General features: G+C 55.0%; 7 protein-coding genes and 2 tRNA genes. 4 read left to right on the top strand and 5 right to left on the bottom strand.

Going from position 1 to position 7,214, the window contains the following annotated elements; translation table 11 throughout:
• The 5 genes from FBQ85_23650 to FBQ85_23630 form a co-directional block, all read right to left on the bottom strand.
• On the bottom strand, window positions 1–551 hold a 551-nt coding region (locus FBQ85_23650), incomplete at its 3' end, for a carbonic anhydrase (GenBank protein MDL1878135.1).
• 135 nt (window positions 552–686) lie between these two features.
• Window positions 687–3,419 carry a hypothetical protein gene (locus FBQ85_23645; GenBank protein ID MDL1878134.1) on the bottom strand — a complete coding sequence of 911 codons (2,733 nt, stop codon included), beginning with the start codon at window positions 3,417–3,419 and terminating at the stop codon, window positions 687–689.
• A 73-nt stretch (window positions 3,420–3,492) separates the two neighbouring features.
• A tRNA-Asp gene (locus FBQ85_23640) sits at window positions 3,493–3,570 on the bottom strand.
• Between the two features lie 80 nt (window positions 3,571–3,650).
• Window positions 3,651–3,724: transfer RNA gene (locus FBQ85_23635), tRNA-Val, on the bottom strand.
• 53 nt (window positions 3,725–3,777) lie between these two features.
• Window positions 3,778–4,068, bottom strand: coding sequence for a DUF3098 domain-containing protein (locus FBQ85_23630; GenBank protein MDL1878133.1), 291 nt, complete (start codon window positions 4,066–4,068; stop codon window positions 3,778–3,780).
• A 4-nt stretch (window positions 4,069–4,072) separates the two neighbouring features.
• On the opposite strand from FBQ85_23630, the gene FBQ85_23625 reads away from it, so the two are divergent.
• From FBQ85_23625 to FBQ85_23610, 4 genes are all read left to right on the top strand, one after another.
• The gene (locus FBQ85_23625) at window positions 4,073–4,690 is read left to right on the top strand and encodes a carboxymuconolactone decarboxylase family protein (protein ID MDL1878132.1); all 618 of its coding nucleotides are present in this window, start codon (window positions 4,073–4,075) and stop codon (window positions 4,688–4,690) included.
• 244 nt (window positions 4,691–4,934) lie between these two features.
• Window positions 4,935–5,780, top strand: coding sequence for an orotidine-5'-phosphate decarboxylase (pyrF, locus tag FBQ85_23620; protein MDL1878131.1), 846 nt, complete (start codon window positions 4,935–4,937; stop codon window positions 5,778–5,780).
• A 62-nt stretch (window positions 5,781–5,842) separates the two neighbouring features.
• Window positions 5,843–6,757 carry a homoserine kinase gene (gene thrB, locus FBQ85_23615; GenBank protein MDL1878130.1) on the top strand — a complete coding sequence of 305 codons (915 nt, stop codon included), beginning with the start codon at window positions 5,843–5,845 and terminating at the stop codon, window positions 6,755–6,757.
• A gap of 114 nt (window positions 6,758–6,871) precedes the next feature.
• The coding region (locus FBQ85_23610; protein ID MDL1878129.1) for an aldehyde dehydrogenase family protein at window positions 6,872–7,214 on the top strand (343 nt) is incomplete at its 3' end.

The raw sequence follows: 7,214 nt of genomic DNA, 5'->3' as shown, positions 1-7,214 counted from the left end.
GGCGCGGCTTCATCTTCCCGAATCAAATACAACCGATTATCTTCCACGCGATACAGCATCGGCGCGATTTGAATTTTGGGATAGCGCAGACGCAAGCGTTTGGCTTCGCTCAAAATAAAATCGATTTCATTGCCGATTTCGAACATGGGAGAAAAGTGCATGAAATGATCCTCCGCCCACGCGTCCTCCCAACCGGCATTCTGCACCAACCCCTGAATGAAGGCTTCTTTTCTCGCCGTCAAATTCACCATGCCGCATTGATTGTGCCCGATAAGGGCGATGTATTTCACTCCGCCGATGGCAATAGCATAGGAAACTTTGAATTCGCTGTAGCGCAAATTGGCCCCGCCAGCGCGAATGATATAAGCAAAGTTATCGGGGATTTGCAGATGCTTGCGATTATCCATACACATGCCGATCAAAAGCTGGGCTTGTGTGTAGGTTTCCAGCGGGCGATTGAGATTATGATATTCCAGCAGCAGCGCAATGGGGGAGCTCCGATATTGGGGAAAAATATCGTCGCGGCTAGCGACATTGACGAGGCGATTCATGATGGCAGATGAGGCTTTTGGGAAGGTGAGCGACTTGGGAGGCGGGCGCTAAAAATTTTGCAGCCGGCCCCGGCAGATTCACGGCATCACAATGCAAAAGAGGATAAACTTTGTCAAGAGGAGATTTCGGCAGCGTTAGAAGGCGTGCCCGAGCTGAACATACACACGCTTCTGCCGGCCTTCGAACAAGCCAAAGGCCACGCCGAACGGGCCAAGAGGGGTATCCAGCGCGAGAGCGAGGCCGGCGCCATTGCGAATCTTGCGGTAAGAGGTGTCTCGGCGGTCGACCCACACGCCGCCCCAATCATAGCGCAGACTGATATAGGTATCGAGCCAGGGGCGTTTGCGCAGTTGATAGCGATACTCGATGCTGCCCAGCACCAGATGCCGGCCGACAAATTCCTGGTCGCGCAAGCCGTAAATTTCGTGCGGCCCGCCCAGCTTGAATTGTTCATAGAACGGGGTGTTTTCCTCGGCGGTGCCGCCGGTGAGGCGATAATGCAGCGTATGCGGGCCGATCGAATCGAACGATTCCACTTGCGCTTGAAATTTCGAAAACGAGGCGGAGGTGCCGTGGTACGGTTTGAAATATTCATACGAAACGTTGAGAAAGCGGCCGGTGCGCGTGAACAGGAAGCGGTCGCGCGTATCCAAAATCGAGCGCACAGCGATGCTATTGAACCGGCTGGTGCCGACGGGATAGCCGCTGCCGGAGATGCTGCGCAAGCGCACCTCTTCCGTGCGGAACTCCACCGCCAACCCTCCCCACCGGCTCACTTGCTGGCCGAGCGTCGCGCGCATGCCGGCGCGCCGGTCGGCATATTCGCCGAGTGGCATCGCGCGGCCGGGAACATAAGTGACGTTATTGCGCCGTTCGTGATAGAGACTCGTCGATAGCGTCAAATACGTGCGTGCAATGCGATCAGCGCGCCAGGACAAGCGCGCCACTTGATCGCGCTCGCCCAGATTGCCATGTACGAACAGCTTGTTGCCTCCGCCCAAAAGGTTTTCCGTTCCGATTTCGGTGAATACCCGGCTGCCGCGCTCGCTTTCGTGAAATCCACCCAGCCGCACAATCGTGGAAGGTTTTTCTTCCACCTTAATTTTGACCAGGGCGCCGCCGCTGGGAAGGCGAAGCAGGCTGTAGCTGGCTTTTTCAAATATGCCGGTATTATGCAGCCGATCCACGCCCTCACGCGCAATGTTCGAATTAAAAATTTCTCCGGCTTCGAGCGAAAATTCCCGCAACACCACGAACTCCTGTGTCCTGTGCAACCCTTCAATCACAAGATCCACAATCCGGCCTTCATCGACTTCAATCGTCAAGGCGCCGGTGGCTTCCTCAAAGATCACGCTGCGAATCTCCGCCAGCGCGTAACCGTCCTGGCGATATTTCTCCACCACGTTGGTCAAATCTTGCTGGCCGCGTTGATGATTCAGCACGCTGCCGAGCCGTGTTTGCAGGCAATCGAACAGAAGCGCCGCGGAATAAACGGTATTGCCGGTGAATTGCACGCTGCGAATGATGGGATTTTTTTGCGCCTCGAATCGAAGGGTGTCGCGCTGCAAAACGGCGCGCACCTCGCGGTAATCGCCGCCGGCATAAAGGTCATCGACTTCAGCTTGAATTTGCGCCGCGCTGAGCATCCTGGCGGCGCCATTGCTGCCGGCTTGCAATATGAGGCGCGACTCGGCGGCGCCATTGTCGGGCAAGTCCACATGATGCACCGTGAACAGCGCATCGCTGGAGTCATTTGCTTCCTGTTGCGCGTTTGCGCAAAGTTTGCGAATGCGATCCATCTGCGCCAGGGTTTGTTCATAGCCCGCCTGGATCAATGAATCGGGATTGGTAAAATCCAACGAATGGCGCGGATCATTTTTGAATGAAATCAAGACATCTGCTGCTCGCGCTTGCGCGAGATTGTGTTCCTGCTGCATGATCGTCGTGACTTGGTCGGCAAATTCCCACGGCGCGGTGAGGTTGTCTTTCGCGCGAAGATTAGAGGTGGCGTCCACCGCGATGACGATTTCCATTCCCAGGCGGCGCACGACGTCGACCGGAATATTGTTGAGCAAGCCGCCATCGACCAGCAGCAAATCTTGCCGGGGCACGGGCGAGAGCAAAAACGGAATGGCGGCGGAGGCGCACATGGCCTCGGCAAGATCGCCTCTGTCGATGACGATTTCTTTGCCGCTGTAAACGTCAGTTGCCATCGCGCGGAAGGGAATGCGCAAATTATCATAGCTCGAGTTGGCCCAATAATTGGCTTTAAGCGTCAACTCAGTCAACACCGATTGCAATTTTTGGCCCGCGGTCAAAGCGCGCGGCAAAACCGGCTGCCAGCCGCGCAAGCGTAACTGCAAATACGTGCGGTCGCGATCCTGCTTTTGCGAGAGCAGAAGGTCGCGCCGGGAGGGCTCATCCTGCATCAATGTATCCCAGTCAAGCTGCAGCGCGACGTCGCGCAATTGGCGCGCGGAATAGCCGGCTGCGTACAAACCTCCCAAAATGCTGCCCATGCTCGTGCCCACAATCAAATCAATTTGAATGTGGTTTTCTTCAAGCGCCTGCAACACGCCGATGTGTGCCAGGCACCGGCTGCCGCCCCCGCTCAATGCCAGGCCGACGCGGGGATGCGCCAGTTCATAAAATGCCGTGAACGCACGCGGCGGCGTCACCTGTTTGCCCAGGCGCGGCGTGAAAACAGGAATTTCTGAAGCGCGGGAAGAATCCGCCGCAAAGGCTGAGCGGGAAGAGCCGGCGTTTGTAAGCGCTGCCACGTCTTGTTCGAAGCAGATGATCAGTAAAACAAAGGCGAGAACGAAAGCAGCCGGCGGGCGATTCGGAGAGACTGAATTCACTAACATTCCTGCACTCGACACGCGACCAATTGGAATAAAAAAGGGTCACAGCCAAAATGCCATAACCCTTTTTCTTCAGTTGCGGGGCCGACGGGACTTGAACCCGCGGTCTTCGGCTTGACAGGCCGACGTGTTAACCAGGCTACACCACGACCCCGTGCAATTTACAAGCGGCAAATTGCAGACAGCAAAACAAACAAAATGTCTATTCGAGTTCTGCGATGGTCTCTTGCAAAGTGGGCGATAGTGGACTTGAACCACTGACTTCCTGCTTGTAAGGCAGGCGCTCTAACCATCTGAGCTAATCGCCCGGTTCAGCGGGAGGGGCGAATGCGATGGTCGTGATCCGGCCCCGCCGGTGCGGCTAACGCCCATTCGTTTTGGCGCTTTCGGTTAGCGCGCCGCTCTTGTTTTGATAAAGAATGGCTGCCGGAATAATGACGCAATAACCGACAATCAGCAAAATTGGAGCAACCGTCAAAGACATAAAGCTGTTCACCGGCGGCTGCGCCAGGGCAACATATCCCAGAATAATAACCAGCACACCCAGCGCGAACAGCAAGTAATTCGTGCGCGAGAACGTAAGCTGCTCAGGAGCTTTGAGCGCGCTTTTGCGCCCGGTTTTGCGAATTTCTTTTGCTTTGACTTCTTTCATAAAAATGCCTTATTTTTGCGACGCGCAATATAAGAAAGGGTCGGCTCTTTGTCAACGAAAATATCCCGTAAAATACGTGCAACATTTCCGGGTTTGTTCATTCTTTACGTGCAAACGTGCCGGATTATTCCTATTTTCTTATAAATTGACGCGCTCAAATGGATGCTTGTCCAGATTTGTGCGGCCGCACGCCTCTGGAATAGTTCCCCTCCTGTACCCGCTTTCACTGCAAGGAGTTTGCATGAAGAAACGCATGAAGTCGTATGAAATGGTTCCCGATCGGTTCAAAAAGAAATATCTCGAGTTTTACGACGAGCTTTATCATCCCGACCACAGCGTCATCGACATAAAAACAAAAGAGCTGATCGCGCTGGCCGTATCGCTGGCAGCCGGATGTCATGGCTGTTTCAAGGGCCATGTGACCAAAGCGGTGCGCTATGGCGCCACCCGCGAAGAAGTCGGTGAAGCCATCAGCATTGCCGTAGCCATCAACGCCGCTTCCATCGTCGACCGCACCGATATTGCCAATTTTGATTTTGACCTTGTGCAACGCCTGTGGGAACAGCACCAAAACGGCGAAATGGACGCCGACGATGTCAGTTCCCCGCCCAAGCTCTCCTGAAGAGGACGATTAAAATACTTCTCTGTTTTCTCATAAACCGCCAGGATACGCGAATATGCGCTGCTGGGAGGGAATTTCGCGTTTATGCGCGCGTCTTCGCAATTTGAAAAATTTGAAAGCTTCTTGAAAATCTTTCCTGCGAAGAGCGTGAGATGTGAAATATTCCTTCTCACACTCTTCGTCTTCGCTTTTTCCTCCCGACTTTCGCCTTGCTTCTTTTGGCCTTTTCGTATACTTTCCTGGCATGTCCTTGCAATCGTCTTCAACGTTTAATGCGCGTTTTCGCCAAACTCTGATTACGCGCAAGAGCCTCCTCTGCGTCGGCCTCGATCCTGAAATCGAAAAACTGCCGGCCGGCTTGCCGCACACGGCCGAGGGGCTGGTGAAATTTTGCCTGGAGATCATTGCGGCAACGGCAGAATTTGCCGCGGCTTTCAAAGTGAATTTCGCTTTCTTCGAAGCATTGGGGCGCTCCGGTTGGCAAGCGCTGTCAGACGTTGCTGCAGCCTTGCCGGCATCCACGATCAAAATCGCGGATGCGAAACGCGGCGACATTGCCAACAGCGCGCGGCTTTATGCTAAAGCTGTTTTTCAAGAACTGCCCTTCGACGCCCTGACCGTCAATCCTTACCTCGGCGAAGATGCGGCTTTACCGTTCTTGGAGGAGGCTTCGAAAGGCGTATTTTTTCTTTGCCGTACTTCGAATCCCGGCAGCGCAGTGATGCAACACATTCCAACGCAACAGAGCGACGGCGCTACAACGCCGTTGTATTTGCATGTGGCCGGATTGGCGACGCGCTGGAACGTGCATGACAATGCCGGACTCGTGGTGGGCGCTACACACGCGGCAGAGTTGGTAAAAATTCGCGAGCATTGCCCGACCCTGCCTTTTCTCATTCCCGGCGTTGGCGCACAAGGCGGGGATTTCGAAATGGCGGTGCGCGCCGGCGCCACCGCCTCCGGCGATCTTGCCATCATCAATGCCAGCCGCGCGATTATCTTTGCCGATCGCGGTATGAATTTCGCCGAAGCCGCGAGGCGCAGCGCAAAAAAATTGAAAGACGATATGCAATCCCTATTGGCCCGATAAGTTCCGCTGAATTCAAATTGCCTGAGAACCGCGCTTTGAGTCAAAGCCACACCTGAAACGACATGCCCGGAATCATAAATCTCAACCTCAACGGCTCAACCTCCAATCTTGGCGCCGGCTTCGATGCCCTGGGCCTGGCGGTGGAATTGCCGTTGCGCGTGACGTGTCACATCGACGGCAGCAAATCAGGAATCATCTCCGCGCACGGCGAGGGCGCGAACGAAATTGCCATTCGCGAGGACAATCTCATTGCAAAGGCATTTCACCACGCCTGCATGAAAATCAATCGCAAAGCGCCGCGTTTCGCGTTGGAAATTGACAATCGCATTCCTCTCAAGCGCGGCCTGGGCAGCAGCGGCGCCGCGATTGTCGCGGGTTTATTGGCGGCCAACGCTTACTTCGATCATGCTCTCTCCCAACAGCAACTGCTCGATCTCGCCTGCGGGCTGGAGGGTCATCCGGAAAATGCCTCGGCCTCTCTGCTCGGCGGCTTGACGGTCAACGGTATTGAAAACGGGAGGGTGATTTGCGCGCAGTTCGCGCCGCCGCCAAGCTGGGTCGCAGCCTGTTATGTTCCAGACCTGGAAATCGCCACCGAGGAGGCGCGCCGGGTGCTGCCTGCTTCTCTTGCCCGCCATGAAGCCGTGGGTAATTTGCAGAGTGCGGCCATGATGGTTGCCGCTTTCGCGCAGAAGAATCCCGAGTTGCTGCGCTTCGCCACGCGCGATGCGATTCATCAACCTTATCGCAAAAAACTCATTCCGGGGTATGATGACATTACCGGCGCGGCGTTGCACGCCGGCGCTTTTTGCGCATTTATCAGCGGCTCCGGTTCTACGATGCTGGCAATTTGCGAATCTGCGCGCAGTGCTCACATCGTCACGGCGATGCAAGCAGCGGCGCATGCGGGCAACCTCGCTGGCCGGGCGATGATCTTGCCGTTTGCTTCCCGTGCGGCAGAAGTAACAACGTCATAAGGGCTGCAAGCAACAGAATCCCGGCAGCATTGTTTTATCCCATTTGATTGATGCGCCGGCAGCAATAAAAACATATTCACTTGCCAGATTTGTTCAAACGATGAGGAACCAGCTATGATCGCAGATTTCAAAAACACGGTTTATCTCGATTACTCGCAGCCCGCCAATCAGCAAGCGATGCAACAGGCATTGCGCGAGGTGGAAGCGCAAAGCTCGCGCGAATACGCGCTGTTCATCGACGGAAAAGAAGTCAAAACCGGCAAGCTCAAAAAATCAAACAATCCTTGCGAGAAAACGCAAGTGATCGGCGCGTTTCATCAAGCCGGCGTGAAAGAAGTCGATTTGGCGATGGCGGCCGCGTTGCGCGCGTTTGAATCCTGGAAGCATACGGATCCCAAAGAACGCGCCATCGTGATTTTCAAAGCCGCGGAAATCATGCGCCGCCGCCGCCACGAGC

This window comes from Cytophagia bacterium CHB2 (assembly GCA_030263535.1).
In the GTDB taxonomy this organism is placed as follows: Bacteria; Zhuqueibacterota; Zhuqueibacteria; order Zhuqueibacterales; family Zhuqueibacteraceae; genus Coneutiohabitans.
The sequence above is the reverse complement of the archived record's forward strand: the minus strand, read 5'-3'. Positions and strand labels throughout refer to the sequence as shown.

What these genes read in the sequence shown, in the direction of transcription:
- pyrF (MDL1878131.1), top strand. Translation starts at nt 4,935, where the DNA reads ATGTCCTTGCAATCGTCTTCAACGTTTAATGCGCGTTTTCGCCAAACT.
- FBQ85_23630 (MDL1878133.1), bottom strand. Translation starts at nt 4,068, where the DNA reads ATGAAAGAAGTCAAAGCAAAAGAAATTCGCAAAACCGGGCGCAAAAGC.
- thrB (MDL1878130.1), top strand. Translation starts at nt 5,843, where the DNA reads ATGCCCGGAATCATAAATCTCAACCTCAACGGCTCAACCTCCAATCTT.
- FBQ85_23645 (MDL1878134.1), bottom strand. Translation starts at nt 3,419, where the DNA reads ATGTTAGTGAATTCAGTCTCTCCGAATCGCCCGCCGGCTGCTTTCGTT.
- FBQ85_23625 (MDL1878132.1), top strand. Translation starts at nt 4,073, where the DNA reads ATGCCTTATTTTTGCGACGCGCAATATAAGAAAGGGTCGGCTCTTTGT.